The organism is Mycobacterium colombiense (assembly GCF_001665835.1).
GTDB classification, from domain to species: domain Bacteria; phylum Actinomycetota; class Actinomycetes; order Mycobacteriales; family Mycobacteriaceae; genus Mycobacterium; species Mycobacterium colombiense_A.
Genome location: NZ_LZSX01000039.1, coordinates 102,001 through 128,239 on the forward strand (window position 1 = coordinate 102,001; position 26,239 = coordinate 128,239).

Consider the following 26,239-nt stretch of genomic DNA (forward strand, 5'->3'; position numbering starts at 1 on the left):
ATCCACCTCGCCGGTGGCCCGGCGCTACAGGTTGGCGAGATCGTCGGGCACGTCGACCTTGTGTTCTTGCAGCGCCTCCAGGGGCACCACTTCGAGGGTGCTCTCGTGAGTCGCCGCCAACACCACCGGCGCGGCGCATCCGTCGTGGTGAGCGCGCAGCCAGTTCAGCGCGGTCACGCACCAGCGGTCCCCCGGCAGCAGGCCCGGGAACCGGTACTCGGGCACCGGCGTCAACAGGTCGTTGCCGATGCACCGCTGGTGTTCCAGGAATTCGGCGGTCATCACCGCGCAGATCGTGTGCCGCCCAAGGTCCTGAGGGCCGGTCGAGCAGCAGCCGTCGCGGTAGAAGCCGGTCAGCGGGTCTGCGCCGCACGGTTCCAGCTGACCGCCTAACACATTTCGATCAGGCACCCGTTCAGTATTGCGCCCTCAAGGGGGAAGTATGAAGTAATTCCGCCGACTGCGCGTCAGGATTTTTCGAGCCGGCACCTCGGCCGCCGTGTGGACGCCCGGCCGGCGGACGTGTTAACTCGAATTGATGTCGACGCCGCCAAACCCACCCGGAAATCCGCCCGGCGAGCCACCCTGGGGATGGCAGCCGCCCGGCTACGGATCGCAGCCGAATCCGTACCACCCACCGCCACCGCAGGGATATCCGCCTCCGCAGGCTTACCCCGGGCACGCCGGCTATCCGGCATACCCCGGTTATCCGGGATACGTTGACCCGCAGGCGCCCTACGGCCGTGATCCGGTTACCGGGCTGCCACTGTCGGACAAGTCCGCCACCACCGCCGGCCTGCTCCAGCTGTTTCTCGGCTTGTTCGGTATCGGCCGCTTCTACATCGACTCGACTCAGATTGCGGTGGCGCAGTTGTGCCTTGGTCTGTTCGGGGTTCTCTTCAGCCTGTTCTGTTTTCTGGGTTTTCCGGTCCTGCTCGGCGGCATCGTCTGGGCGATTGTCGACGCGATCATGATCTTCACCGGCAGCGTCAAAGACAACCACGGCCGCAAGCTGCGTTAGAAACATGGGATTGGACAACGGTTTCGATTGTCCGGCAACGTTTTTGGTTCGCGTTGGGGCCAGATTTTAACCTGGACGGTTTCGCAAAGGTCCGGGGCGCGCCGGTAGTGGTGGTCACGGATTGGTCACGATCGCGAGCGAAAGTCGCCGCGCGGCAGCGCTGAGACGAACCTGTCGCGACGCGCTGAGCAAATCCCGGGGAAATCGCCCCGAAAACTTATCGTCACATCGTGGAACGACGTACGGCCCTGAAACTCCCTCTGTTACTGGCAGCAGGCGCCGCAGTTGCCCGGATGCCCCGGGCTTCCGCGGAGGAAGCGGGCCGGTGGTCACCCGACCGCGCGAACCGTTGGTATCAAGCGCAGGGGTGGCTCGTTGGAGCAAACTACATTCCGGCGAATGCCATCAACCAGTTCGAGATGTTCCAGCCCGACACCTTCGACCCGCGGCGCATCGATACCGAGCTCGGCTGGGCCCAGTTCTACGGCCACAACACCGCGCGTGTGTTCCTGCACGATCAGCTCTGGGCGGCCGATCAGCGCGGCTTCCAAACGCGCCTAGGACAATTCGTCGACATCGCGGCGCGCCACCGCATCAAACCACTCTTGGTGTTCTTCGACTCCTGTTGGGATCCGCAGCCCCGAGCGGGACGCCAGCGCGCGCCGAGGCCCGGCGTGCACAACTCGGGCTGGGCGCAGAGCCCCGGCGCCGAACGCCTCGGTGACCCGAGGTACGTCCCGGTCATGCGGGACTACGTCACGGCGGTGATGACCCAATTCCGCAACGACGACCGGGTTTTGGGCTGGGACCTGTGGAACGAGCCCGACAACCCCGCGCGCCAGTACCGCAACACCGAACGAAGCGACAAGGAGCAACTGGTCGCCAACCTGCTCCCCCAGGTCTTTCGCTGGGCCCGGGCCGTAGATCCCAGCCAGCCGCTGACAAGCGGTGTGTGGCGCGGCGATTGGGGACAACCGAAGGGCCGCAGCGCGATCAGCGACATACAGCTGGCCAATGCCGACGTGATCACCTTCCACTCCTACGCCGCGCCTTCCGGGTTCGAGAACCGGATCAACGAGCTCACCCCGCTGGGCCGTCCCATCTTGTGCACGGAATACATGGCGCGACCCCAGGGCAGCACCGTCGAATCGATCCTGCCGGTCGCGAAGCGGCACAACGTCGGCGCCATCAACTGGGGCCTGGTCGCCGGCAAAACCCAGACCTACTTCCCCTGGGACTCATGGGATCACCCTTACACCTCGGTCCCGAAGGTGTGGTTCCACGACCTGATCAGGCCCGAGGGACGGCCGTTCCAAGACATCGAAGCGCTGACGGTGCGAAAGCTGGCCGGTAATCAGACCTGAGCCGGATTGCGGCCTTCCTAATCCTTCGCTGAAGTCAATCGACACCAACCCGCCATAGACCTTCGGTAGTAGGGTTATACCTGCTCAGAAGGGGGCGGCGATGGTCGTCGGTGCTGGTTGGCTGCTGGCGATGCCATGACGTGGAAAAATTTCACCGAAGCAGAACTGATCGCGGCGGCCGCCGGCGATCCGTGGGCGATCAACCAAAGCCTGCAAGCGGGCAGCCCGTTTCAGATATCCCAGTTGGCGGAGGCCTTCCATGGTGCCGGTCGGCACACCGCCGAAGCTGACCACGCCTTCGAAGACGCGCGCAGACGTTTCGCCGCCGCCTGGAACCACCAGCAGGGTGGCCACCCGATCAATGACTCCGATGAAGTCCAACGGGTCACCAAATCCCTTGGTGCCCAGTCTGAGCGACTACCGAAGATCGGCGCCGATCTGGAATCCATCGCCGCCGCCTTGGCCGACGCGCAAAAGCGAGGGGCTCAAGAGATCGCCCTGCTGGACAGCGAGCTGCGGGGCCTCGACAGACTCATCGACGCGATAAACCAGGATTTGGGGCTCGGCCTCACTCCGGCGGAACACGACAAATTAGAGAAGCTGAAGGACGCTGCGCACGCCCAGGCCGTGGACGATGTCCGCGAAGCCGTCAAGCAGATGAATTCAATTCGCAATGCCTACTCGGACACATTGCGGAAGTCGATGAGCGCCCTGCATACCGACGGCTACGACATCCCGAAAGCCGTAGACGATTGGATCGAAAGCCCACTGAAACCCGGTGAGGTAAGAGATCTCGGGCCGATCGCCGGGACCGGCGGCATTCCCGGCATCCCAGGGATTGGGGCGGCCGACCTAGGGGAAGTCGTCGAGGTACCCGGGCAGCCCGGGAAGTTCCTCGCGATCTTCGGCGATTCGTTCTCCGGCAATAAGGTCGGGGACGGCGAGCACTATCGATCTGTCGCCGTTCCAGTGACCTTCGATGCTGATGGGCGCCCGCATTTCGGGGCGCCATTGACGGGCGCAAAAGGCAGTGGCCACGAGCTGTTCCCCATGCCAGCAGAGGCGGTCAAGGCCGGAATCAACGATACGTTGCCGGCCGGGACGATCACGCTCGGCGACAAAACGTACATGATGGTGACAGGCACTCAGGGTGACTTGAAGCCAGTGGCTTCGTGGCTGGTCGAAGTCAACGGTGACCCCGGTAAGGGGTGGGCCATGGTGCCGGGGTCGTATCGGGGCGCGGGCGACGCACCCACACAGGTCAGCGGCTACAAGGGCACTGACGGCAAGGTCTACATTGCCGTCGATTCCTTCGACCGCAGCCGAGGCATCACCATGTACCGTGCGGATCCCGGCAACGTGTTCGATCGTTCAACCTGGCAGCCTTGGAACGGGAACGACTGGGGAAAGCCCGGACAACAGGCCGTACAGGTAACCCCGAACCGATACGGGGAGCTGAGCTTTCGAGAAATCGGCGGGAGGCCCGTCCTGTCTGGCTTCAACGTAGACGCGCATAAGGGAAGTATCGAAGTGCGGGTAGGAGTCAACCCGACCGAAATGTTCGGCGCTAACGTGCCCACGACCCTCGTTGCGCAGAATGGCGATCCAGGAGCCCCGAAGTTCATCCCACAACCGTACGGTGGATACATCCTGCCAGGATCAACGCTGGACGATTTGAAATTATTTGGCAGTCAATGGAATACGCTTAAAGATGCGAACGGCGTGCCGTTCGGTAATCCGTACAACATCCGAGAGTTTCAACTCAGCCCCTATCATTGACCTCCTGAACCGATTGGATGCATATGGTGATGAAGAAGCTGGTCGGCGTCACGACACTCGTCGGAGCTACGTTCTCAGTTGCCTGCACGGCGCACGCCGACCCACCTAGATTTCCCGATCTGAGCGCAGACGCGCCAGTGAACGTCCGCGATTACACGATCGACGTTCCCAGCCCTGGCCGGCCGCCCCTGCCAACGGTGTATTTCCTCACTCCCGATGGGGTCGTCTGCAACTACATGCCTGATCAAGCACAGTGCACTGGAAATAACTTGCCTGCGGTCCCTCCCGCGCCTTCAAATCCCGATGCGGGAATCACGGGGGTCAATTGGATTGGAACCACTACTGGGCTGAAGCAGACGAATGAGGGTGAACCATCACGCGTGATTGACGGACACCCTGTCAAAACGCTTCCTCCGGGTCATTCCATCACCGTCAATGGCATCATCTGCGGGGTCGATAACGCAGGCACGACCGCGTGCAAAGACCCGCAAGGCCGTGGCTTCGTGCTGTCGCCCAAGGGATCTGGGTGGCTGCCCCACGTGTGAGGGCCGCTCGAGGGTGGCGGCACGGCTACCGGGCCGGCGGAGCGACCAGAGGGGTGACCGAAACAGCTTGGCCTAACAGGTTTTACGATGCAGCGAAGTCGCCGACGGCGGTCATCTTGTTGCCGTCCCACGCGGTGGCGAAGCCACCCGCGTTATATGCGCAGTTCAAAATGATGTCGCGGTGTGGAGGACTCTGCATCCACATGTCGAGGGCTTCCTTGGGAGTCGCAGCGGATCCGGTGCCCCAGAAGACAATCTCACCGGAATACCTGCTCCTGTAGCCCGCAGCGGTGATTCGCGCCTGCGGCGACGAGCCGTCCGATCCGATGTGTCCGCTGACCCCGTTGCGCAGCATGTCGTCGGCGTGGCGCTGGGCGGCTTCGGTCAGCCGCGGGTCGTCGCCGATCGGTCCGCATCCTGGGCGAAGCTGGTTGATGCCGCTGTACAGCGCGGTCCCCGAATCGTCTGCGTGCGCGACGAAACCGGACAGTGTCCCGGCAGCCGTGATGAAGGCAGTAAAGATCGCGAAGATAGCGAAGAATTCGACTCTCTTGGCCATGATGCCTCTTGTCGCGCGCTCGCTTTGCTGTTTTTGGTATCTAAATGTTACCCATTTTCAACCAAGAACGATCATGAATCGCAAATCCGTTCCGCGGCACCGACATGCTTAGCGGCTCGAAAGCAAGGCCCTTCTAGTGGCCGGTGTTGTGGACAAGATCGATGGCGTACTGGCTCACGAAGTTGCCGGCGGGCGGGTCGCCTTTGCCGCATGTTCCATCGGACTCACCGGGACGTTTGATCCATAGGTACGCGTCGGCGTGCGCACCCGCGGTGCTGGCGGTCGGCGGAGTGCCCAGCGCCCGGCCGCTCGGGTTGCACCAGTTGAGGTCGGAGTCGGGTGCCGGTCCCGCGCCGTTGCGCGATGTGTCGATCACGTAGTGCGAACCATTGGTGAGCCCCGAAATCGCCTCGCCGTAACCGATTTCGTCCTCGGTAGTGAAGAAGTTCGCGGTGTTGATGCTGAAGCCCCGGGCGTGGCCGACGCCGGCCTGGTTGAGCCGGGCGGCCATGTCGTCGGCGCTGTGCCAGCGCAGGTGACCCGCGTCGATGTACACGGCCGCGTTCGGATCGCGGGTCAGCGTGTCGACCGCGTAACGGATCAGGTCGAAGCGTTCCTGGCGCGCATCACCCGACAAGCAGTCGGCCATGGCAAGCGCGTCGGGTTCGACGACGATCGCCACCCGCGAAGCGCCCACACCGGATGCGATGCCGTCGATCCACGTGCGGTAGTCGTCGGCCGAGCCCATACCGCCCGCGGCGAAGCTGCCGCAGTCGCGATGGGGGATGCCGTAAATCGCCAGAACCGGGATGGCGCCGGCCCCATTCGCTTCGCCGACATACTTCCCGACCGTTGCCGCGGACCCGCCCGGGACGATCCAGTAGGCCTGCGGCGTGTTGGCGATGGCCGTCAGCTCGGGGCTCGGCGGATCGGCGCTCTGCGCGGCGCGCATGGCCGCCGACGTCGGGTTGACGTAGAACGGCGCTCCGGCCAACGGATCGCCGTCGGCGACCAGCCGCACTGCAGGGGCGGGACGGACCTGTACCGGGTCGGCGACAAGACCCATGCCGGCTACTGCTGCAACCGTGAGCAAGGGGACGATCCACCGCGCGGCTGCACCAGCAGCTGAGAAGTTCACCTGAGAAAAATTAGTGGCTCGGAAGCATCGAGCGCCAATCGGCTCCGGCCCGAGTCGTGCGTGCCCTCGGCTGATTGAGGACGGCTACGGCCATTCGGGCTGCGTCGAGCCGTGCCCGCCAGGACTTCCGGCGAGGAGGCCGGCCGCAAAGGCCGCGCCCTTGTCGATCACGGCGGCGTTGGTCGAATACGTGTCATGCGCGGCGAAATTCATCCCGTCGGAGCAGATCGGGTCCTCGGCGGCGCACACCTGGAGGGTCTTGGCCTGATAGAGCGGGCCGATGGCAACCGGGGGCTCACCGAAGAAGTTCATCGCCTTTTCGTTGGGCAAGGCGAAGAGGACGACGGAGGAGACGTGGTTGGCGATTTCCGGATCCAACGGTTTGGGCACGCTCGCAGGATCGATCCCATTCGGTACGACGGGCGAGGTGACGAAGCCCATCACCGCCGCGCCTTGGGAGTAACCGCCGAGCACCATCTTGGTGTTGGGACAGTTGTGCGCCATCGACAGGACGTGTGCGCCCGCGTCCCTGACGCCGGCCTCGCCCGCGTTCGTCCAGTCATGGTTGGCGGGGTAATCGACCGGATATACGTCGAAGGACTTTGCGCCGATGCGCGGGTGCAGGGAGTCGACGAACGCCTGCCCGGTCGGGCCGAGGCCGGGCGGATCGTCGGTGCCGCGGGCGAACACGACCTGCACGTCCGGGCACGGATCGGCGGCGGCGAGGGGGAGGGCGGTTGGCAGGACCGAAGCGGCGACGCCTGACACCGCGGCTACCGTAGGTGCAAGGAGACGAGAGCTGTGACGTGCGATCATGCCGCTGGGTGCCCAGAATCGTAATTTTTAAACCGTGGCTTTCCACCGCGACCGACGTGGACACCGTCGCGCCCAGGCAATGGCGCTCACGGAACGATCGGCCGGTTTCCAGCAAATCTGGAAACCGCTTACGTCCGTGCAGACTTGGCGGTGGCGGAGGGATTTGAACCCTCGGACGGTTTTAGCCGTCACACGCTTTCGAGGCGTGCTCCTTAGGCCGCTCGGACACGCCACCGCCGAGCAGCTTACCGAACGGCATGCCCCTCACCCCAATCGCTGGCGGGCGAAGAAGGCCTCCAGTGGCGCGGCGCACTCCTGGGCCAGCACGCCGCCGCGCACTTCCGGTCGGTGGTTGAGCCGCCGATCGCGGACCACGTCCCACAACGACCCGACCGCTCCGGTCTTGGGCTCCCAGGCGCCGAACACCAGCCGGGCGATGCGCGACAGCACCAGTGCGCCCGCGCACATGGTGCACGGTTCGACGGTGACCGCCAGCGTGGCGCCCTCCAGCCGCCACCCGTCCCCGAGTACCTCGGCCGCCGCGCGCAGGGCCAGGATCTCGGCATGGGCCGTCGGGTCTCCCCACGCCTCACGGGCATTGACCGCGCGGGCCAGCTCGGTTCCGTCGGCGCCGATCACCACCGCACCGATAGGCACGTCGCGCGGACCCGCCGTCGCTGCAACCGAGAGTGCGGAACGGATCAGGTCTTCGTCAGATCTCACCGACCGCGCCTGATGGCGGCGACCCGCCGCGCCCGGCTCCGTCATTCGTGGCGACCCGCTGCGCCCGGCTCCGCCGCGCTTGCGATCACCGACCGAGGCGGTCGATCACCGCCGACAGCTGATCGGCGAAGCCCATCTCGCGGGCGATGCGGCCCAGTTGCTCATCGGCGTACAGGTCGGTCTCGTCGAGAATGACCCCGAGGACCGCTTCGGGCAGCCCGACGTCGGACAGCAGCCCTAAGTCGCCCTCCTCGAAGGGATCCGAATCCTCGAGATCCTCGGGATCGATGTCGGCGTCCAGCTTGTCGAGCACTTCGGCGGCGATGTCGTAGTCCAGGGCCGCGGTGGCATCCGAGAGCAACAACCGCGTGCCCGATGGCGCTGGCCGCACGATGACGAAGAATTCGTCGTCGACGTCCAGCAGGCCGAAGACCGCCCCGGAACTGCGCAATTCGCGCAGCTCGGTCTCGGCGGCCCCGAGGCTCAACAGCGATTTACGGGCCATCGGGGCGCAGCGCCACTGCCCCTCTTCACGCACCACCGCGACGCCGAAACCGTCCGGCGTGTCCGCGGACAGCCCCTGGGCAGAGGCCCGTTGTGCTCCCATGGCCGCTTACGGTAGTCCCTGACCAGGCCCCTGACCAGATGGCTCCTGGTAGCCGCGAGATCTGACGGCGCCGTTCCCGGCCGGATGTGCCAACCTTGGAATGTGACAAGCCCTCCTTCTAAGACACCGGTGTGTGTGCTCGGGCTGGGGCTGATCGGCGGCTCGATAATGCGGGCCGCCACGGCCGCCGGTCGTGAGGTGTTCGGCTATAACCGCTCGGTGGAGGGCGCGCAGGCCGCGACCGCCGACGGCTTTGACGCCGATACGGATCTGACCGCGACCCTGTCTCGCGCCGGCGACTCCGGCGCGCTGATCGTGCTGGCCGTGCCGATGCCAGGGTTGGCGGGCATGCTGGCCCATATCAAGGAGACGGCTCCGGCGTGTCCGCTGACCGACGTCACCAGCGTCAAGCAGGCCGTACTCGACCAGGTCGTCGCGGCGGGTCTGCAGGAACGCTTTGTCGGGGGCCATCCGATGGCGGGCACCGCCCACTCGGGTTGGGCCGCCGGCTACGCCGGGTTGTTCACCGGAGCCCCGTGGGTGGTCAGCGTCGACGATCACGTGGACGCGGCGATCTGGTCGACGGTGATGACATTGGCGCTGGATTGCGGCGCGGTGGTGGTGCCGGCCAGATCGGACGAACACGACGCCGCCGCGGCGGCCATCTCGCATCTGCCCCACCTGCTCGCCGAGGCGCTGGCCGTCGTCGCCGGAGACATGCCGTTGGCCTTCCCGCTGGCCGCGGGGTCGTTCCGGGACGGGACACGGGTGGCGGCCACCGCCCCGGACCTGGTCCGGGCGATGTGCGAGGGCAACTCCGACCAACTGGTGCCCATGGTCGACCGCGTCATCGAGCAGCTGAGTCGTGCTCGGGAATCGCTGGCTTCCCACAACTCGGTCGCCGATCTCGTCGAGGCCGGCCATGCCGCGCGAACGCGCTACGACAGCTTCCCGCGCAGCGACGTCTTCCACGTCATGATCGGGGCGGAGAACTGGCGTGCGGAATTGGCCGCCGCGGGCCGGGCCGGCCAGGTGATCAGATCCGCTCTGCCAAGCCTGGATAGTCGACGATGAATCCTTCTTCGTCGACGCTCACCGTGGTGTCAGAGACCGGCGAGCGCAACTTGATCTCGTTCAGAGAGCCGGTGCTGCTGTAGCTCACGGTGCCGGCGGTGATGGACATCTCCGGCACGTTCACATAGACCACGGGCAGCGTGACCGAGGCCGCCCGCTGATACAACCCAAGCCGCCGGATGGGCAGCGCGTTGAAGAACGGGCTGAACTCCACGTCGACGTCGAGCGCGCCGTTGTAGGCCGCGCGGTGTTCGCCCTGATGGTCGGTGACCAGCCACATGTTCTCTTCGTCGCGGGCGAAGGAGAAGACGCGCTCACGCTCGGCCACGGTGACGGTCATCCCGAGCCGCTTGGTGGCGCCGGCTTCATCGGTCAGCAGGTCGTAATAGGCGCCGAACGCCGGATGGGTCTCGGTGGCGGCGGCAATGATGCGGCCATTGGCCTTGATTCTGTTGCCGGACACCTGGATTCGTACCGATTCCATCCGGGGGTCATCCTGTGCGCGCCAGGTGAGCATCGCCTGCCACACGCGGCGAGACGGATCAGAGGGGGCTGCGTTCACTCATCTACCGTAAGACGTGCCCGCCACCCGCTGCGGACGTGCCCGGTATGTTCGCCGCAATCGCCCCGTGCCCGGCACCGAAATCCACACCGCCACCGCGAGCAATCCATCGAGCACCAGCGCCAACGCGGCCACCATCAGCGCACCGACGAGGGCGAGATGAAACTCACGTTCTTTGATCCCGTCGATCAGGTACCTGCCCAGACCACCGAGGCTGGCGTAGGCGGCCACGGTCGCGGTGGCGACCACTTGCAGCGTTGCGTTGCGCAGGCCACCCAGGATCAACGGCAGCGCGTTGGGCACCTCGACGCGGAGCAGCACCTGTGCCTCGGTCATGCCCATCGCGCGGGCGGCATCGACGACCGTCGGCTCGACATTGGCGATCCCGGCGTAGGCGCCGGCCAGCAACGCCGGCACACCCAGCAGCATCAGCGCGACCAACGACGGACCCAGGCCCAGCCCGAACAACAGCGTTCCGAACAGCAGCACGCCCAGCGTCGGCAGCGAGCGCAGGCCGTTGACGGCGCCCACCACCAGCAGGGTGCCGCGCCCGGTGTGCCCGATGATCAGGCCGACGGGGATCGCGATCAGCGCCGAGGCGCCGACCGCCAGCGCGGTGTACTCGAGGTGTTCCAAAATGCGGGCCGCGAGCCCGACCGGGCCGGTCCAGTTGTCGCCGGTCAGCACGTAGGAGATCGCGCGCTCCACGAAGTTCACCGCGCACCACCCACCACCGGTGCCACGACCGAGCGGCGGCCGGTGCTGCGCGTGGCGTGTGCCCACGGTGTGGCCAGCCGGCCGGCCGACACGATGAGCATGTCGATGACGACCGCCAGCAGGAACAGCGCGATGATGCCGGCCAGGATCTGATCGCTCTTGTTGGTCTGGTATCCCTGGGTGAACCAGCTGCCCAGCCCGCCGATGCCGATGACCGAGCCGACCGAGACCATCGCGATGTTGGTGACAACCACCACTCGCAGCCCCGCGACGAGCACCGGAACCGAAAGCGGCAGTTCGACTTTCAGCATCCGCGTGATCGGTGGGTAGCCGACCGCGGTGGCCGCGTCGCGGACCTGGGTGGGCACCGCGTCCAACGCCTCGAGCACCGCCCGCACCAGCAGCGCGGCCGTGTAGGCCGTCAACGCAACCATCACGTTGGCCTCATCGAGGATGCGGGTCCCGATGAGCATCGGCAACACCACGAACAGCGCCAGCGACGGGATGGTGAACACGACGCTGGCGGCCGCCGTCGTGAGCCGGCGGGCGATCCGGGTGCGCTGCACCAGCATGCCCAGCGGCAGCGCGATCGCCAGCCCGATCAGCACCGGCACCAACGCCAACCGCAGGTGCACGACGGTCAGCCCCCAGGCGTCGTCGAGATGGGTGAGTAGATAGTGCATCGGCTAGGTCTCCCGCAGTTCCGCCGAACCCAGCCGTCGGGAGTCCACCGCGGCCAGCACGTCGGCGGCCAGCACACCGCCGATCACCCTGCCGCGATCGTCGACGGCGACACCGATGCCCGACGGCGACGACAGCGCCGCGTCCAGCGCCTGGCTCAGATTGCCCCGCGGCCGAAACAGCGATCCGACCCCGCTCATGCTATCGGGCAACGACACACCGTCGCGGTGCCGTCGCAGCCCCTCGCCGTCGATCCAGCCGAGCGGAACTCCGGCGTCGTCAACGACCACGGCCCAGCCGTCGGAAAGCTCTGTGGCGGAGAGCTTGTCGGCTGCGATCCGTTCGACGTCGTGCAGCGGCAGCGCGGTCGCGTCGAGGAGTTGCAGCCATCGGTAGCCGCGGCCCAGGCCGATGAACCGCGACACGAAGTCATTGGCCGGCCGCGATAGCAGCCGGGCGGGCTCGTCGTACTGCTGTAGCGAACCGCCCTTGAACACCGCGACCCGTTCACCGAGCCGCAGCGCCTCATCGATGTCGTGGGTGACGAAGACGATCGTTTTGTGCAATTCGCCTTGCAGGCGCAGTATTTCGTTCTGCAGATCGTGGCGGACCACCGGGTCGACGGCGGAGAACGGCTCATCCATCAACAGGATCGGCGGGTCGGCGGCCAGCGCTCGGGCCACGCCGACCCGTTGTTGTTCGCCGCCGGAAAGCTGTGCGGGGTAGCGGGTCGCGAGCTTGGCGTCCAGCCCGACCCGTTCGAGCACCGCGTAGGCTTCCTTGCGAGCGGTCCGGCGGGGCCGGCCCCGTAAGACGGGAACTGTTGCCACATTGTCGATTACGCGTTGGTGGGGCATCAGGCCGGCGTGCTGGATGACGTATCCGATGCCGAGGCGCAGCTTCACCGGGTCCCGGGTGGAGACGTCGACGCCGTCGATCGTGATGGTGCCCGAGGTGGGCTCGATCATCCGGTTGATCATGCGCAGCGCCGTGGTCTTGCCGCTGCCGGAGGATCCGACGAACACGGTCAGCTTGCCGGTGGGGACGCTCAGGCTGAGCTGGTTCACGGCGGTGGTTCCGTCGGCGAAGGCCTTGCTGACGTTGTCGAAGATGATCAAGTCATCCTCCGATCGGATGGTCGAAGCCGTTGTCACGTATCCAGTTTCGCGCCGCCTGGTCGGGATCGATGCCCGAGTTCCCCGACACCGCGGCATTGAGTCCGGCGACGCCGGACGTGGTCAGATTCGCCGAGACCGCATCCAGCACCTCCTTGAGCCGCGGAGATCGTTTCTGCGAATTAAGTAGCGGCACAATATTTCCGGCCACGAAATTATGTTCGGGGTCATCGAGGACCACCAAGTGGTTCTGCGGGATGGCCGGTGACGTGGTGAAGACGTTGGCGGCGTTCACCCTGCCCTCGACCAATGCGCGCACGGTGACCGCACCGCCGCCGTCGTCGATGGCGACGAAGTTGCCCGGCTTGATCTCGAGTCCGTACTTCTGCCGCAACCCCGGTAGCCCGGCCGGCCGGGTGGCGAACGCCGAGGGCGCCCCGAATCGCACGTCGGCCGAATGGACGGCCAGATCGGCGATTGTCCTCAGGTTCCAGGAATTCGCCGTTTGTCCGGTAACGCTCACCGTGTCGGTGTCCGTGGCCGGGGCGGGCGTCAGAATCGAGAGGTCATCGGGCAGGCGCTGGTCCAGCTCCCGCTCGACGGCATCCAACGTGGTGGCGTCGGACTGCGGCGAAATATAAAGCAGCAGATTGCCGATGTACTCCGGCACCAGATCGATGGAATGGTCTTTGAGCGCAGGAATATACGTCTCCCGGCTCCCGATGCCCATTCGCTTACCCACTTCGAAACCGTTGGCCTGCAGTGCTTGTGCATAGATCTCGGCGATGATCTGCGATTCCGGGAAGTCGCCGGAACCAATGACAATGGAGTTGGGGCTTCGAATCTGCGCCCCCAACGGATCGGAATTGCTGCACGCCGCAACGACGGACATCGCCATCACCAAGACCGCCGCGCGCGTGATCGCGCCCCGCACGTGCGGCAGTGCCGTCATACCGCCGACCCTAACGCCCGAACGGCGCAAACGCTGGCCCGCAAGGTTCGGTTGTCCGAATCGGTTTCAATCGGCGTCCGATAGGGCAAAGATGGCAGTATGAGCAGCCACACCCCTGCCTCGCCCGGGCAGCCGCCCCCCAAGCCCAACCCCGCCGCCAAGACCGGCGCACCCACCAAGGAACCGGCTATCGGGTTCACCCGCGCCGGCGCTCTGTGGTCGTCGCTGATCGCCGGCTTCGTGATCCTGATCCTGCTGCTGATTTTCATCACCCAGAACACGACACCCGCAGAGTTTCAGTTCTTGGGCTGGCACTGGAGCCAGCCCAAGGGAGTGGCGATCTTGCTGGCGGCCGTGGTCGGGGGACTGATCACGGTTGCGGTCGGCACCGCCCGGATCTTGCAGCTGCGCCGCGCGGCCAAACGGCAGCACGCGGCCGCCTCGCGCTAGCCGGGCAGCTTCGCGAGTTCGGCCAGACCGCGGGAAATCAGCGGCGCCACGACCTCCGGTGTGTGCTCGGACGCGTCGCCCGTGCCGCGGGCCTGATCCGACATCCGCCGGCGGAAGTCGATGCCCGCAGCGATGATGGCGAGCTTGAAGTAGGCCAGCGCCATGTAGAACTCCCAATGCGCCAGCGGTGTACCGGCCACCAGCGAATAGCGGTCGGCCAGTTCGTCGGCCGTCGGCAACAATGGTGACGTCCACGCGGCCTGCGCATTGACAATCAAATCCAGCGCGGGGTCGCGGTACACGCACATCAGGGCCGCGTCGGACAGCGGATCCCCCAGCGTGGAGAGCTCCCAGTCGACGACCGCACGAACCTTGGTCGGATCGTCGGCGTCCAGAATCGTGTTATCGATCCGGTAGTCGCCGTGCACGATCGATGTGCGGCTCTGCTGCGGAATCGCCTCGCCCAGACCGGAATGCAGCCGTTCCACATCGGCATCGCGGCGGTCCTCGGGCAACCGCACCAGCGACCATTGCGAGCCCCATCGCCGCACCTGACGCTCCAGATAGCCGCTGGGCTTGCCGAAGTCGGCCAGGCCGACGGCGTTGGGGTCGACAGTGTGGAGGTCGACGAGCACCCGGATCAACGAGTCGACGCAGCCGCCGATGACCGTGTGGCTGAACGATTCGAGTTGAGCGCGGCGGCGCACCACCTGTCCGGCGACGAATTCGACGATCTGGAAGGGGGCGCCCAGCACCGAATCGTCCTCGCACAGCCCGATCGTGCGCGCCACCGGAACGGGTGTGTCCTGCAGCGCCTCGACGACGCGGTACTCGCGGGCCATGTCGTGCGCCGACGGCGTCAACCCATGCAGCGGCGGTCGCCGCACCAGCCAACTGGTGCTGTCGTCGTAGACACGGAACGTCAGATTGGAGCGACCACCGGAAATGAAGTCCGCGCGCAACTCGCCGTCGCGCCCTACCCCTAGCGAACGCAGGTAGGCGTCCAGCGAGGCCAGGTCGAGCCCCTCGAGTTGGTCAGCTGAAGTCACCGAACTTGTCTACCATCGCCGGGCTCGACGCGGCGCACCACCTGCGATTTGCCGGTCCCCTGCTCAGGCCTTGCCACGGCTCGCGTCGTCGTCGAGCAGCCTCTGGTTTCGCGGCAACAGGTCCCAGACGTGTTCGGTGGTGTTGACCGCCGCCACCGTCGCCTGCCCGGACCGGGAGAACAACAGCCGAGTGACCGACGCGTAGTCGACCGGAAAGGACAGCAGCCGGGCGGTGCCGAGGATTTCGTGCAGGAGGACGTTGATGACCCCGCCGTGGCTGAAGACCGCGACCGTGTCGTCGGGGTCGCCGGTGGCGACCAGGTCGTCGACCGCGGCGCGCACCCGGGCACGAAAAGCGTCCTCGTCAACCGCGCTGGGCAGATGCCCCTGAGCCAGGCGCGCCCATTCTTCGGGCATCTCCGCCCGTATCTGCTCGACGGGGATGTACACGGGAAGGTCGCGGTCGTACTCGGCGAAGCGATCGTCGATCTCGACGGTCAGGCCGCGATCCGCCGCGACCGGTTCGGCGGTCTGGATGGCCCGGCGCTGCGGGCTGCTCACCACCCGCGCGATGGGAAACCTGGCGAGCGCCTTGGGGAGTCGCTCGATCTGGGCCAACCCTTCCTCCGACAGGTCCGGATCGGAACCTTGGCCGTGTTCGCTGCGCAGCGGCAGCGCGTGCCGGACCAGAAGCACTTGCATGTTTCTTCCCGTCTTGTCGAAAGGTTGTGCCGGTCCGAAGTCTCTCATCGCCGCTTGCCCGTCGCTCAGGGCGTGCACAATGACATCGCTGCACTAGCTTCATGCCCTCAGCGCCGAGGAGGACGGATGACAGAACCGGACAGGGATTGGGACGCCGCCTACCGACAAGCCGCCCCTCCCCCCTGGAGCATCGGCCGGCCCCAACCGGAGCTGGCGGCGCTCATCGAGCAGGGCAAGATCCGCGGCGAGGTGCTGGACTCCGGTTGCGGCCACGCCGCTTTGTCGCTGACCCTCGCCGCGCTCGGCTACACCGTGGTCGGCCTGGACGCCAGCGCAACCGCGATTCAGGCGGCCACCGCCGCCGCCGCCGAGCGAGGGCTCACGACGGCGACATTCGCCCAGGCCGACGTCACCAACTTCGGCGGCTATGACGGTCGCTTCTCCACGATTCTGGACAGCGGGCTGTTCCACGCGCTGCCGCCCGATCGCCGCCAGGACTACGTGCAGACCATCTTTCGGGCCGCCGCCCCGGGCGCCGCGCTATACATCCTGGCCTTCGCCGCCGGCGCATTGGACGACGCCCATTCGGGCCGGCCGGGGCCGCCCGGCTTCACCGAAGCCGAATTGCACGACGCCGTCGCGACGCGGTGGCGGGTGGACGACGTTCGCGCGGCCAAGGTGTACGGCACGGACGACGCGGCCGGGTCGCCCGACGGTCCGCTGGCGCACCTGGACCACGACGACGAGGGCCACTTCATGGCGCCCGGGTTCCTGCTGAGCGCGCACAAACCGGGCTGACAGCCGCACTTGCTCGAGAGCGGAGAATGCTATTCTCCGGACAGAGATCGAGGTGTGCAGAGAGGGTTGGCCAGTGACTGGTGAATCGGGACTCGACGCGGGCGTCCTCGCTCGCTGGCTGGATGGGAACGACGCACCGGGCGGTGGCGAGCAGCCGCGGCTGACCCAGCTGAAGGGCGGTTCGCAGAACACCCTGTATCTGATCGAGCGCGGTGGCCAGCGGATGGTGTTGCGGATGCCCGGCGCCCGGGCCGACGCCGCCCGCCTCGACGGGCTGCTGCGGGAGATCCGCCTGGTGCGCGCGCTGTCCGGCACCGACGTCCCGCACGCGGAGCTGATCGCGGCCGACGACACCGGCGCCGTGCTGGGGATGCCGTTCTACGTCATGCGGGCGATCGACGGGTGGAGCCCGATGGACGGTGGCTGGCAACCGCCGTTCGACGCCGACCTCGAGGCGCGGCGCGGCCTGGCTTTCCAATTGGTTGACGGCGCGGCCAAGTTGGGCCGAGTGGACTGGCGCAAGCAAGGACTCGAAGGCTTCGGCCGCCCGGACGGATTCCACGAGCGGCAGGTCGATCGCTGGCTGGCGTTTCTGGACGCCTACAAGGTCCGCGAGCTGCCGGGGCTGGACGAGGCTTCCGACTGGCTGCGCCGCAACCGTCCGGCGCACTACCGGGCGGGCATCATGCACGGCGACTATCAGTTCGCCAACGTGATGTTCGAGCACGACGCCCCCGCGCGCCTGGCCGCGATCGTGGACTGGGAGATGACCACGGTCGGCGATCCGCTGCTCGACTTGGCGTGGTGCCTGCTGGGCTACGACGGCGAAAAGCCGCGCGAGGACGGGTTTTATCTCGACATGCGCGGCATGCCGACGCGCAGCGAGCTGTTGGAGCATTACGAAACCGTCAGCGGATTGTCGACCGAGAACATCGACTATTACCTGGTGCTGGCCAACTGGAAGCTGGGCATCGTGCTGGAGAAGACGTACGCGGCGGGGGTGCGGACCGGCTCCCAAAAAGGAGGAGTCGACCCCAAGATCACCGACGCGTTCGGCCCGATGATTCTTCAGCTCATCGCCACGGCGGCCGAACTCGCCCGATCTACCAAGGGATCCTGAAATGGGTTATGTCGAAGAGCTTTTCGATCTCACCGACCGCGTCATCCTGATCACCGGGGGCAGCCGCGGCCTGGGGCGCGAGATGGCATTCGGCGCGGCCCGCTGCGGTGCCGACGTGGTGATCGCGAGCCGCAACATGGACAACTGCGTCTCCACCGCCAAGGAGATCGAGGCCGACACCGGCCGGTCGGCCCTGCCGTATCAGGTCCACGTGGGGCGCTGGGATCAGCTCGACGGCCTGGTCGAGGCGACCTACGAACGGTTCGGCAAGGTCGACACGCTGATCAACAACGCGGGCATGTCCCCGCTGTACGACAAGCTGACCGATGTAACCGAGAAGCTGTTCGACGCCGTGGTCAACCTCAACCTCAAGGGCCCATTCCGCTTGTCGGCGTTGGTGGGTGAGCGCATGGTGGCGGCCGGCCGGGGCTCGATCATCAACGTGAGCACGGCCGGCTCACTGCGGCCGACGCCCGACATCATCCCCTACGCCGCGTCCAAGGCCGGACTCAACGCCATGACCGAGGCGCTGGCGAAGGCGTTCGGTCCCGCGGTGCGGGTCAACACGCTGATGGCCGGGCCGTTTCTCACCGACGTGAGCAAGGCCTGGAATCTGGGTGCGGCCGAACAGAATCCGTTCAAGCACCTTTCGTTGCAGCGCGCGGGCGACCCGCGCGAAATCGTCGGCGCGGCATTGTTCCTGGCCTCCGACGCGTCCAGTTTCACCACCGGCTCGATCCTGCGGGCCGACGGCGGCATCCCCTGAGGTGGCGATCTCAGGTCGCCACCAACGAAAGGAGTGTTCGGATGTCCTGGGACTTTTCTACCGAGCCGGAGTTCGAGGAGAACCTCGAGTGGATCCGCGGCTTCGTTCGCGACGAGGTGGAACCGCTCGAGGTGCTGTTTCCGGGCTGCGAGTTTCTGCCGCTGAACGACGAGCGGCGCCGCATTGTCGACCCGCTCAAGCAACAGGTGCGCGACAAGGGTTTGTGGGCACCACATCTGGGGCCGGAACTGGGCGGGCAAGGATTCGGTGCGGTCAAGCTGACGCTGATCAACGAGATCCTGGGCCGCAGCCCGTGGGCGCCGATCGTGTTCGGAACGCAAGCGCCTGACACCGGCAACGCCGAGATCATCGCCCGCTTCGGAACCCAGGAACAGAAGGACCGCTACCTGGCGGGCCTGCTGTCCGGGGAGATCTTCTCGTGCTTCTCGATGACCGAGCCGCAGGGCGGCGCGGATCCACGGGTCTTCACCACCACGGCCCGGCGTGCCGCGCCGGAAGATGATGCCGACTGGGTGATCTCCGGGCGAAAGTACTTCTCCTCCAACGCCTCTGTCGCCTCGTTCTTCATCGTCGTCGCGATCACCGATCCCGACGTGCCGGTGCACACCGGCGCCTCGACGTTCCTGATCCCCGCCGGCACCGAGGGGCTGGTCCTGGAAGCCAATCATCACCTCGTCGGGGCGGACCCGCACGAACCGGGCCACTCGCTGGTGCATTACAACGACGTGCGGGTGCCCGCCGACGCGCTGCTCGGCGAACCCGGCCAGGGCTTTTTGATATTGCAGACCCGGCTGGCCGGCGGGCGGCTGCATCACGCGATGCGTTCCATCGGGATGGCGCAACGCGCCGTCGAGATGATGTCGCGGCGGGCGAAAAGCCGCTTCACCCAGGGCAGTCTGCTGGCCGACAAGCAACTGGTCCAGGAGTTCGTCGCCGACTCGTACACCGAGCTGATCCCGTTCCGCCTGACCGTGCTGCACGCCGCGTGGCTGATCGACAACGGCGACGAGCGTGCCGCACGCGCGGAAATCGCCGCCTGCAAAATCCTGGCATCGCAGGTGCTCAAATCGATTGCCCTGCGGGCCATTCAGGTGCACGGGGCGCTAGGGCTCACCGACCAGCTGCCGCTGGTCAATGTCCTGCTGGGCGGCATCGCGCTGGGCCTGGCCGACGGGCCGACCGAGGCGCACAAGGTCAACCTGGCCCGGATGCTGCTCAAGGGTTACGAGGCCGAGAAGGGCGACTGGCCCAGCGAGATGCTCGACGTGCGGCGCGCGGCCGCGCGCGCCAAATACGGTGAGCTCGTTGACCTCTAACCGGGTGACCGCCGCGGTCGAGCGGGCACTGGATGATCGGCAGCGGGAGGCCACCGAGGAGGTGGAACGCATCCTGGCCGCCGCGGTGCGCGTCATGGAACGCGTCGCACCGGAACCGCCGCGGGTCAGCGACATCGTCGCCGAGGCGGGTTCGTCGAACAAGGCGTTCTACCGCTATTTCGCCGGCAAGGACGATCTGATCCTGGCCGTCATGGAACGCGGGGTGGGCATCGTGGTGTCCTACCTCGAGCATCAGATGGCCAAGGAATCCGAGCCGCGCGAGAAGGTTGCGCGGTGGATCGAGGGCACGCTGGCCCAGGTGGCCGACCCGCACCTGATCAGCATGACCCGCGCGGCGGCCGGCCAGATGTCGGCCGGCACCAGCTGGCGCGCGGCCGACCAGGAGATGATGCGGCCGCTTCGCGAGCTTCTCGTCGAACCCGTTGCGGCGCTGGGCAGTAGCGACGTCGACCGCGACGTCCAGGCGGTGTTCAGCTGCACCGCGGCAACCATGCGCCGCTATGTGGGCTCGGCCGACCGGCCCGGCCCCGACGACATCGCACACGTGGTGCGGTTCTGTTTACGCGGTCTGGAGGCCAGTTGATGCGCGCGGTGATCTGTCGTTCCTACGGCGCTCCCGAGGACCTGGTGATCGACGACGTGCCCGATCCCGTTGCGGGCCCGGGCCAGTTGCTGGTGCGGGTCCGCGCGGCCGCGGTCAACTTCCCCGACGTGCTGTTCATCGCCGGCAAGTACCAGGTCAAGATTCCGCCGCCGTTCATCCCCGGCAATGAGATCGCCGGGGAGGTCATTGCCGCCGGTGACGGCGCGCCGTTCCGTGCCGGACAACGGGTTTCCGGAACCACATTCGGGGCGTTCGCCGAGCAGGCGTTGCTCGACGCGAGTCAGGCCGAGCTGGTGCCCGACGATGCCGACTTCGCCTCAGCCGCGGCGTTCGGCGTCACCTACCGCACCGCCTATCACGCACTGCGCTCGACGGCCGCGGTCACACCAGGAGATTGGGTGGTCGTGCTCGGCGCCGCGGGCGGCGTGGGGCTGGCCGCGGTCGACCTGGCGGTCGCGATGGGAGCCCGGGTGCTGGCGGCGGCGTCGAGCCCGGAGAAGCTCGAGCTGTGCCGGCAGCGCGGCGCCGAGGCGACCGTGGACTATGACCGCGAGGACCTGAAGACGCGGATCCGTGAGCTCACCGGCGACAGCGCCCGCGTGGTGCTGGACCCGGTGGGCGGATCGTATTCGGAGCCGGCGCTGCGCGGGCTCGCGCGCGGCGGCGCGTTCGTCACGCTGGGCTATGCCGCCGGCACCATCCCGGCGATCCCGCTGAATCTCATTCTGCTCAAAGACATCTGCGTGCGTGGCATGGAGATCCGCACGTTCATGACCGACCGGCCCGACGACGCCGTGCGCGACCTCAGGGAGTTGGCGCAGATGTTCGCCGCCGGCACGGTGCGGCCCTACATCGGTGCGCGATTCCCGCTGTCGGAGACGGCCGCGGCCTTACGGCATGTGGCCGACCGCAAGGTGTTGGGCAAGGTGGTGATCGACGTCGCGTGACGCGGCGTCACGGCGTGACGATGTTGAAATTCGGGTCTGGCCCGTCGAGCACACTCAGCAGGGCCTGCAGCGCGCTCTGATCACCGGTGAGCTCCAGGCCGGGCGAGCTGAAGTCGCCCATCACCACGGCGAGGAGCCGAATCTTGTTGGCCAGCTTGATCGTCACGGTCGCCGTCGAGGGATCGGGCGCCACCGTTCTGCGAACGAGCACCCCGTTGCGCAGGGTCAGTCGGTAGTTGGTCGCGGTGTCGGCGATAGCGATATCGATGGCGATGTCCAGATCCCAGCTGCGTGGGCCGTTGACCCGGATCGCCAAACCGTCGAAGATCTGCTCCGGTGTCAGCTGGGCCATCATGGTGGGAGAGGCGACCTGGGTCGCGGTCCCGAAGTTGCCGTCGCGCAATTCCGTTGCGCCGCTGAGGAAGAAGTTGCGCCAGGTGGCGTTTTCGGCCCCGTACGCTAGCTGCTCGAGCGTGTCCGAGTACAACTCGCGGGCGGCCGCGTGCTCGCTGTCGGTGAAGACCGCGTGGTCCAGCAGTGTCGCGGCCCAACGGAAGTCGCCGGCGTCGAAGGCATCCCTGGCGAGACCGACGACGCGGTCGAGCCCGCCCATCGCCTCGACATACCGGGGGGCCAGGGCCTCGGGCGGATGGGGCCACAGCCGGCCGGGGTTGCCGTCGAACCAGCCCATGTAGCGCTGATAGATCGCCTTGACGTTGTGGCTCACCGATCCGTAGTACCCGTGCGTATGCCAGGCTTGCTCGAGAGCCGGTGGCATCTGGAACATTTCGGCTATTTCGACACCGGTGTAGCCCTGGTTGAGCAATCGCAGCGTCTGGTCGTGCAGGTACGCATACATGTCGCGCTGCAGCGACAGGAACGCGACGATGCTGTCCCGCCCCCAGGTCGGCCAATGATGGGAGGCGAACACGACGTCGGCGCGATCGGCAAACGTGTCAATCGCTTCGGTGAGATAACCGGACCAGGCGTGCGGGTCACGCACCAACGCGCCGCGTAGGGTCAACAGATTGTGCAGATTGTGCGTGGCGTTCTCGGCCATGCACAAAGCGCGGAAACCTGGGAAATAGAAATGCATTTCGGCGGGCGCTTCGGTGCCCGGCGCCATCTGGAATTCGATCTCCACGCCGTCGATGGTGTGTGTTTCACCTGTGGTGCGGATGTCGATGGTGGGCACGATGACGGCGACCTCGCCGGTGGACGGCACCTGCCCCAGCCCGCAGCCGACCTGATCCATCGGTCCACGGGGCAGCAGGGCGCCGTACATGTAGGTCGCCCGTCGCGTCATTGCCGGTCCGGCATAGACGTTTTCCTGCACCGCGTGCTCGATGAAACCCTCAGGCGCCAGGACGGCCACCGCACCGGCATCCACATCCTGCTGCGAGGTGACGCCCAATACGCCGCCGAAATGGTCGACGTGGCTGTGGGTGTAGATCACCGCGACGACGGGGCGCTCGCCCCCTCGGTGGGTGCGATACAAGGCCATTGCCGCCGCGGCCACCTCCGTGGACACCAGGGGGTCGATGACGATGATGCCGTTGTCGGATTCCACGAAGGTGATATTCGAGATGTCGAAGCCGCGGACCTGATAGATGCCGGGCACCACTTCGTAGAGGCCTTGCTTGGCGGCCAGGGTCGACTGTCGCCAGAGGCTGGGGTGAACCGACGTCGGGGCGGGACCACTCAGGAACGAGTAGGCGTCGTTGTCCCAGACCACCTGCCCGTCGGCCGCTTTGATCACGCACGGCGACTGCGCGGCAATGAATCCCCGGTCGGCGTCGGCGAAATCCGATTCATCATGAAACGGCAGGGAGTGGTCGCGATGGGCCGACTCGATGACAGCGCTGGGCGGCTTATGGTCCACGGTCATACCTTGTCACTAATGCGCCATCACCCAAAAGCGGTTCGGGCGGCTTTTCGTCGTCCAATTAATGAACACAGCAACAATGTCTGCGGGCGCTGGATCGCGGCCCAGTTAACCCGCATACTGCCCCAGACGACCCTCAATGCAGAGGGCCGCAACTATCGGGGCAAAAGGAGAACAGGTGAAGCGTCAACTGACGGTCGCGGTGGCCGGTGCGGCAATTCTGGCCGCGGGCATTACCGGGTGTTCGGGTAACAAGTCGGGCACAGGCAGTTCCTCGAGTAGCTCGGGTACCAGCGCGTCGGCGAGCTCTGGTGCAGCCTCCGGTACGAAGGTCACCATCGACGGCAAAGACCAGAACGTCACCGGCTCGGTCGTGTGCACGAATGCTGGCGGCACCGTCAACATCGCGATCGGTGGCGCGGCAACCGGCATCGCCGCCGTGCTCAGCGATGGCAGTCCGCCGCAGGTGAAATCGGTTGGGCTGGGCAACGTCAACGGCGTGACCCTGGGCTACACCTCGGGTACCGGCCAGGGCAATGCCTCCGCCAGCAAGGACGGCAACACCTACAAGATCAGCGGCACCGCCACCGGGGTGGACATGGCCAACCCGATGCAGCCGGTCGACAAACCCTTCGAAATCAACGTGACCTGCAACAGCTAGTCAGGTCAGGCGCCTTGCGCGCCTTCGGAGTTCGACGCGGGCGGTTGCCATCCATTGGGTGGCAACCGCACCGTGAACTCGGTACGACCCGGCGCGCTGTCCACCGCGATAGTTCCGTTGTGCGCCTTGACAACCGCGGAGACGATCGCCAGGCCCAGCCCGGTGCTGCCGCCCTTGCGAGAACGCGATGAGTCGCCGCGCGCGAACCGTTCGAAAACCTCGGATTGCAGCGCCGCCGGGATGCCGGGCCCGTTGTCGATGACCTGCAGCACGGTGTGCGACGGCTCGGCGCACAACCGCGTCGTCACGACGGTGCCCGCCCCGGTGTGGACCCGGGCATTGGCAAGCAGATTGGCCAGCACCTGGTGTAGCCGCGCCGCGTCCCCGGTGACGACCACCGGCTCTTCGGGAAGGTCGAGTTCCCATTGATGATCGGGCCCGGCGACGTGAGCGTCGTTCACCGCGTCCACCGCCAACCGAGACAGATCCACCGGTTCGCGTTCCAGCGGCCGGCCGGAGTCCAGCCGGGCCAGCAGCAGCAGGTCCTCGACAAGGCGCGTCATCCGCTCGGTCTCGGAGGCCACCCGGCTCAGCGCCTGCGCCACCGCCTCGCGGTCGTCGCCCATCCGTTGGGTCAGTTCGGTGTAGCCGCGGATCGCCGCCAGCGGCGTGCGCAGCTCGTGGCTGGCGTCGGCGACGAATTGGCGAACCCGCGTCTCGCTGGCCTGCCGCGCCGACAGCGCGGCCGCGATGTGATCCAGCATCTGGTTGAGGGCCGCGCCGAGTTGCCCCACCTCGGTGGAGGGGTTCGCGTCGGATTCGCGCACCCGCACCGGGAGTTCGACCTCGCCGCGCGCCAACGGCAAACCGGCCACCTCGCTCGCGGTCTGCGCGACGCGGCGCAGCGGCGCCAGCGCCCGCCTGATGATGATCACACCGGCCGTGGTCGCGGCGACCAGCGCGATGACGGTGACGATCCCGAAGATGACCAGCATCCGCATCAGGGTGGCGTCGATGTTGGCCATCGACAGGCCGGTGACGATGACGTCGCCGCCGTTGCGGCTCGGGGCCGCGACCACCCGGTAGCGGCCCAGCCCGTCGAGGTTCAGGGTCACCGGCTTGCGGCTGCCTGCGATCCCGGACAGCTGTAGCTGGGCCGTCGGGGTCAGCTCGGCCCGGTCGCCGCTGCTCGTCGTGTAGCCGGCGTCCACCGTGTTTCCGTGGCTGACGATCGCCGCCACCATGCCCGCCGGCTGGCCCGGGGCGTCCAGGAATCGCGGGCCGGGGCCCGGCCTCGGATAGACGTGCTGATGCCGCCAGCCCGAGTGCGGCGGCTCGGGATACATGAGCGACGAGCGGTAGGAGGTGCCGGCGAGCTGCCCGTCGAGCTGGGCCACCAGGTGGTGCAGCAGCGCCAGTTCGGTCGCCGCGGTGATGCCCACGCAGACGATCGCCAGCACGACGATCTGACCGACCAGCAGCCGCAGCCGAAGGGACCAGGCCCTTCGCGTGTCAGCGGGCCGGCTTGAGGACATAACCCGCGCCGCGCAGCGTGTGGATCATCGGTTCCCGGCCGTTGTCGATCTTCTTGCGCAGGTACGAAATGTAGAGCTCGACGATGTTGGACCGGCCGCCGAAATCGTAACTCCAGACCCGGTCCAGGATTTGGGCTTTGCTCAGCACCCGCTTGGAGTTGCGCATCATGAACCGCAACAGCTCGAACTCGGTGGAGGTCAACGAGATTGGCTCACCCGCCCGGGTGACCTCATGGCTGTCCTCGTCGAGCACCAGGTCGCCGACCACCAGTTGCGCGCCACTATCCACCGTCGTCACACCGGTGCGGCGCAACAGCGCGCGCAGGCGCAGCACGACCTCTTCGATGCTGAACGGTTTGGTGACATAGTCGTCGCCGCCCGCCGTCAGACCGGCGATGCGGTCTTCCACGGCATCCTTGGCGGTCAGCAGCAGCACGGGCAGTTGCGGATTCTCTTCGCGAAGTTTGTGCAAGACGTCGAGGCCGCTCATGTCGGGCAGCATCACGTCCAGCACAACCACATCGGGCCGCTGCGAGCGGGCGCTCGCGATGGCCGATGCCCCGTCACCGGCGGTGGAGATGTTCCAGCCCTCATACCGCAGTGCCATCGACACCATGTCGGCCAGAACGGATTCGTCGTCTACGACCAAAACGTTGATGGGGTTGCCGTCTGCACGACACATAACAACCCGCTCTACTGAGGCTCGGGGCT

Annotated in this window: 28 protein-coding genes, 1 tRNA gene and 1 pseudogene; 13 read left to right on the forward strand and 17 right to left on the reverse strand. The window is 66.5% G+C overall.

What is annotated here, in order from left to right; genetic code table 11:
* Window positions 1–24 precede the first annotated feature (24 nt).
* Window positions 25–411: a DUF2237 family protein gene (locus tag A5760_RS09905; RefSeq protein ID WP_064880141.1), complete on the reverse strand. Its 387-nt coding sequence runs from the start codon at window positions 409–411 to the stop codon at window positions 25–27.
* 127 nt (window positions 412–538) lie between these two features.
* On the opposite strand from A5760_RS09905, the gene A5760_RS09910 reads away from it, so the two are divergent.
* The 4 genes from A5760_RS09910 (at window position 539) to A5760_RS27665 (ending at window position 4,709) form a co-directional block, all read left to right on the forward strand.
* Window positions 539–1,021: an NINE protein gene (locus tag A5760_RS09910; protein ID WP_064880143.1), complete on the forward strand. Its 483-nt coding sequence runs from the start codon at window positions 539–541 to the stop codon at window positions 1,019–1,021.
* 230 nt (window positions 1,022–1,251) lie between these two features.
* Window positions 1,252–2,385, forward strand: coding sequence for a cellulase family glycosylhydrolase (locus A5760_RS09915; RefSeq protein WP_064880145.1), 1,134 nt, complete (start codon window positions 1,252–1,254; stop codon window positions 2,383–2,385).
* Window positions 2,386–2,520: 135 nt separating this feature from the next.
* A complete protein-coding gene (locus A5760_RS09920) occupies window positions 2,521–4,164 on the forward strand; it encodes a DUF4185 domain-containing protein (protein WP_064880147.1) in 1,644 nt (547 codons plus the stop codon).
* Window positions 4,165–4,187: 23 nt separating this feature from the next.
* The gene (locus tag A5760_RS27665; RefSeq protein ID WP_196772045.1) at window positions 4,188–4,709 is read left to right on the forward strand and encodes a hypothetical protein; all 522 of its coding nucleotides are present in this window, start codon (window positions 4,188–4,190) and stop codon (window positions 4,707–4,709) included.
* Between the two features lie 82 nt (window positions 4,710–4,791).
* Here A5760_RS27665 and A5760_RS09925 read toward each other — a convergent pair whose 3' ends face one another.
* From A5760_RS09925 to A5760_RS09950, 6 genes are all read right to left on the reverse strand, one after another.
* Window positions 4,792–5,268: a CAP domain-containing protein gene (locus tag A5760_RS09925; RefSeq protein WP_196772046.1), complete on the reverse strand. Its 477-nt coding sequence runs from the start codon at window positions 5,266–5,268 to the stop codon at window positions 4,792–4,794.
* A 133-nt stretch (window positions 5,269–5,401) separates the two neighbouring features.
* Window positions 5,402–6,406: a glycoside hydrolase family 6 protein gene (locus tag A5760_RS09930; RefSeq protein ID WP_064880149.1), complete on the reverse strand. Its 1,005-nt coding sequence runs from the start codon at window positions 6,404–6,406 to the stop codon at window positions 5,402–5,404.
* Window positions 6,407–6,490: 84 nt separating this feature from the next.
* Entirely contained in the window at window positions 6,491–7,222 is a 732-nt protein-coding gene (locus A5760_RS09935) for a cutinase family protein (RefSeq protein WP_064880151.1), read from the reverse strand.
* 145 nt (window positions 7,223–7,367) lie between these two features.
* Window positions 7,368–7,457 (reverse strand) — tRNA-Ser (locus tag A5760_RS09940).
* Between the two features lie 29 nt (window positions 7,458–7,486).
* Window positions 7,487–7,945 (reverse strand): nucleoside deaminase, encoded by a 459-nt coding sequence (locus tag A5760_RS09945; protein WP_064880324.1) that lies wholly within the window; start codon window positions 7,943–7,945, stop codon window positions 7,487–7,489.
* A gap of 85 nt (window positions 7,946–8,030) precedes the next feature.
* Complete coding sequence (locus A5760_RS09950; protein ID WP_064880153.1) at window positions 8,031–8,552, reverse strand: tRNA adenosine deaminase-associated protein; 522 nt, start codon at window positions 8,550–8,552, stop codon at window positions 8,031–8,033.
* 129 nt (window positions 8,553–8,681) lie between these two features.
* Between A5760_RS09950 and A5760_RS09955 the strand changes: the two genes are divergently transcribed.
* Window positions 8,682–9,626 (forward strand): prephenate dehydrogenase, encoded by a 945-nt coding sequence (locus tag A5760_RS09955; RefSeq protein ID WP_231122596.1) that lies wholly within the window; start codon window positions 8,682–8,684, stop codon window positions 9,624–9,626.
* Here A5760_RS09955 and A5760_RS09960 read toward each other — a convergent pair.
* The 5 genes and pseudogenes from A5760_RS09960 to A5760_RS09980 form a co-directional block, all read right to left on the reverse strand.
* The gene (locus A5760_RS09960; RefSeq protein WP_064880157.1) at window positions 9,589–10,188 is read right to left on the reverse strand and encodes a putative glycolipid-binding domain-containing protein; all 600 of its coding nucleotides are present in this window, start codon (window positions 10,186–10,188) and stop codon (window positions 9,589–9,591) included. The two genes, A5760_RS09955 and A5760_RS09960, sit on opposite strands and share 38 nt — an antisense overlap.
* Window positions 10,189–10,192: 4 nt before the next feature.
* Window positions 10,193–10,905 (reverse strand): annotated as a pseudogene (locus A5760_RS09965) (ABC transporter permease).
* Window positions 10,902–11,588, reverse strand: a complete 687-nt coding sequence (locus tag A5760_RS09970) for an ABC transporter permease (protein ID WP_064880161.1) — start codon at window positions 11,586–11,588, stop codon at window positions 10,902–10,904. The pseudogene A5760_RS09965 and the gene A5760_RS09970 overlap by 4 nt, the downstream one beginning before the upstream one ends.
* 3 nt (window positions 11,589–11,591) lie before the next feature.
* The gene (locus A5760_RS09975) at window positions 11,592–12,704 is read right to left on the reverse strand and encodes an ABC transporter ATP-binding protein (protein WP_064880163.1); all 1,113 of its coding nucleotides are present in this window, start codon (window positions 12,702–12,704) and stop codon (window positions 11,592–11,594) included.
* 1 nt (window position 12,705) lies between these two features.
* Window positions 12,706–13,653, reverse strand: a complete 948-nt coding sequence (locus tag A5760_RS09980) for an ABC transporter substrate-binding protein (protein ID WP_064880164.1) — start codon at window positions 13,651–13,653, stop codon at window positions 12,706–12,708.
* Between the two features lie 99 nt (window positions 13,654–13,752).
* On the opposite strand from A5760_RS09980, the gene A5760_RS09985 reads away from it, so the two are divergent.
* Window positions 13,753–14,103: a LapA family protein gene (locus tag A5760_RS09985; RefSeq protein WP_064880166.1), complete on the forward strand. Its 351-nt coding sequence runs from the start codon at window positions 13,753–13,755 to the stop codon at window positions 14,101–14,103.
* On the opposite strand, the gene A5760_RS09990 is transcribed toward A5760_RS09985, so the two are convergent.
* The gene (locus A5760_RS09990) at window positions 14,100–15,152 is read right to left on the reverse strand and encodes a phosphotransferase family protein (RefSeq protein ID WP_064880168.1); all 1,053 of its coding nucleotides are present in this window, start codon (window positions 15,150–15,152) and stop codon (window positions 14,100–14,102) included. The two genes, A5760_RS09985 and A5760_RS09990, sit on opposite strands and share 4 nt — an antisense overlap.
* Window positions 15,153–15,215: 63 nt before the next feature.
* Window positions 15,216–15,854, reverse strand: a complete 639-nt coding sequence (locus tag A5760_RS09995; protein WP_064880171.1) for a histidine phosphatase family protein — start codon at window positions 15,852–15,854, stop codon at window positions 15,216–15,218.
* A 126-nt stretch (window positions 15,855–15,980) separates the two neighbouring features.
* Here A5760_RS09995 and A5760_RS10000 point away from each other — a divergent pair, with 126 nt between their 5' ends.
* The 6 genes from A5760_RS10000 (at window position 15,981) to A5760_RS10025 (ending at window position 21,447) form a co-directional block, all read left to right on the forward strand.
* Complete coding sequence (locus A5760_RS10000) at window positions 15,981–16,652, forward strand: class I SAM-dependent methyltransferase (RefSeq protein WP_064880173.1); 672 nt, start codon at window positions 15,981–15,983, stop codon at window positions 16,650–16,652.
* A 73-nt stretch (window positions 16,653–16,725) separates the two neighbouring features.
* The gene (locus A5760_RS10005) at window positions 16,726–17,772 is read left to right on the forward strand and encodes a phosphotransferase family protein (RefSeq protein ID WP_064880175.1); all 1,047 of its coding nucleotides are present in this window, start codon (window positions 16,726–16,728) and stop codon (window positions 17,770–17,772) included.
* Window position 17,773: 1 nt separating this feature from the next.
* Window positions 17,774–18,538: an SDR family NAD(P)-dependent oxidoreductase gene (locus A5760_RS10010; RefSeq protein ID WP_064880177.1), complete on the forward strand. Its 765-nt coding sequence runs from the start codon at window positions 17,774–17,776 to the stop codon at window positions 18,536–18,538.
* A gap of 41 nt (window positions 18,539–18,579) precedes the next feature.
* Window positions 18,580–19,875, forward strand: coding sequence for an acyl-CoA dehydrogenase family protein (locus A5760_RS10015; protein WP_064880179.1), 1,296 nt, complete (start codon window positions 18,580–18,582; stop codon window positions 19,873–19,875).
* On the forward strand, window positions 19,856–20,479 hold the full coding sequence (locus tag A5760_RS10020; protein ID WP_064880181.1) for a TetR/AcrR family transcriptional regulator: 624 nt from the start codon (window positions 19,856–19,858) through the stop codon (window positions 20,477–20,479). Before A5760_RS10015 ends, A5760_RS10020 begins: the two co-directional genes overlap by 20 nt.
* Window positions 20,479–21,447, forward strand: a complete 969-nt coding sequence (locus A5760_RS10025; RefSeq protein WP_064880183.1) for an NADPH:quinone oxidoreductase family protein — start codon at window positions 20,479–20,481, stop codon at window positions 21,445–21,447. The genes A5760_RS10020 and A5760_RS10025 overlap by 1 nt, the downstream gene beginning before the upstream one ends.
* A gap of 7 nt (window positions 21,448–21,454) precedes the next feature.
* On the opposite strand, the gene A5760_RS10030 is transcribed toward A5760_RS10025, so the two are convergent.
* Window positions 21,455–23,335, reverse strand: coding sequence for an alkyl/aryl-sulfatase (locus A5760_RS10030; protein WP_064880184.1), 1,881 nt, complete (start codon window positions 23,333–23,335; stop codon window positions 21,455–21,457).
* A gap of 175 nt (window positions 23,336–23,510) precedes the next feature.
* Between A5760_RS10030 and A5760_RS10035 the strand changes: the two genes are divergently transcribed.
* On the forward strand, window positions 23,511–23,993 hold the full coding sequence (locus A5760_RS10035; protein WP_064880186.1) for a lipoprotein LpqH: 483 nt from the start codon (window positions 23,511–23,513) through the stop codon (window positions 23,991–23,993).
* A gap of 5 nt (window positions 23,994–23,998) precedes the next feature.
* Here A5760_RS10035 and A5760_RS10040 read toward each other — a convergent pair whose 3' ends face one another.
* Together A5760_RS10040 and A5760_RS10045 are read right to left on the reverse strand one after the other, a co-directional pair.
* Window positions 23,999–25,528, reverse strand: a complete 1,530-nt coding sequence (locus tag A5760_RS10040) for a sensor histidine kinase (protein WP_064880187.1) — start codon at window positions 25,526–25,528, stop codon at window positions 23,999–24,001.
* Window positions 25,506–26,210 carry a response regulator transcription factor gene (locus tag A5760_RS10045; RefSeq protein ID WP_064880192.1) on the reverse strand — a complete coding sequence of 235 codons (705 nt, stop codon included), beginning with the start codon at window positions 26,208–26,210 and terminating at the stop codon, window positions 25,506–25,508. Before A5760_RS10045 ends, A5760_RS10040 begins: the two co-directional genes overlap by 23 nt.
* Window positions 26,211–26,239 lie beyond the last annotated feature (29 nt).